Origin of the sequence: Streptomyces mesophilus (assembly GCF_040300965.1) — a bacterium.
Lineage (GTDB): Bacteria > Actinomycetota > Actinomycetes > Streptomycetales > Streptomycetaceae > Streptomyces > Streptomyces mesophilus_A.
This window is the reverse complement of the sequence record NZ_JBEPEW010000301.1, coordinates 1,602-2,734: the sequence shown is the minus strand read 5'-3', so window position 1 is coordinate 2,734 and position 1,133 is coordinate 1,602. Positions and strand designations below refer to the sequence as shown.

General features: G+C 55.7%; 1 rRNA gene (only partly in view). It reads right to left on the bottom strand.

Annotation, left to right across the window (positions count from 1 at the left end):
- Window positions 1–1,133, bottom strand: a 23S ribosomal RNA gene (locus ABT367_RS41240); its annotated part runs 1,601 nt beyond the window's last position; the annotation flags it as partial.

The following is a 1,133-nucleotide window of genomic DNA, read 5'->3' as shown; positions in this document are numbered from 1 at the left end:
TTACAGGGCTTCCACATCCGGCCTATCAACCCAGTCGTCTACTGGGAGCCTTAACCCCTCAAAGGGGGTGGGAATACTCATCTCGAAGCAGGCTTCCCGCTTAGATGCTTTCAGCGGTTATCCTTTCCGAACGTAGCCAACCAGCCATGCACCTGGCGGTACAACTGGCACACCAGAGGTTCGTCCGTCCCGGTCCTCTCGTACTAGGGACAGCCCTTCTCAATATTCCTACGCGCACAGAGGATAGGGACCGAACTGTCTCACGACGTTCTAAACCCAGCTCGCGTACCGCTTTAATGGGCGAACAGCCCAACCCTTGGGACCGACTCCAGCCCCAGGATGCGACGAGCCGACATCGAGGTGCCAAACCATCCCGTCGATATGGACTCTTGGGGAAGATCAGCCTGTTATCCCCGGGGTACCTTTTATCCGTTGAGCGACGGCGCTTCCACAAGCCACCGCCGGATCACTAGTCCCGACTTTCGTCCCTGCTCGACCCGTCGGTCTCACAGTCAAGCTCCCTTGTGCACTTACACTCAACACCTGATTGCCAACCAGGCTGAGGGAACCTTTGGGCGCCTCCGTTACTCTTTGGGAGGCAACCGCCCCAGTTAAACTACCCATCAGACACTGTCCCTGATCCGGATCACGGACCGAGGTTAGACATCCAGCACGACCAGACTGGTATTTCAACGACGACTCCACAACCACTGGCGTGATCGCTTCAAAGTCTCCCAGCTATCCTACACAAGCCGAACCGAACACCAATATCAAACTGTAGTAAAGGTCCCGGGGTCTTTCCGTCCTTCTGCGCGAAACGAGCATCTTTACTCGTAGTGCAATTTCACCGGGCCTATGGTTGAGACAGTCGAGAAGTCGTTACGCCATTCGTGCAGGTCGGAACTTACCCGACAAGGAATTTCGCTACCTTAGGATGGTTATAGTTACCACCGCCGTTTACTGGCGCTTAAGTTCTCAGCTTCGCCCAACCGAAGTTGGACTAACCGGTCCCCTTAACGTTCCAGCACCGGGCAGGCGTCAGTCCGTATACATCGCCTTACGGCTTCGCACGGACCTGTGTTTTTAGTAAACAGTCGCTTCTCGCTGGTCTCTGCGGCCACCCCCAGCTCAAG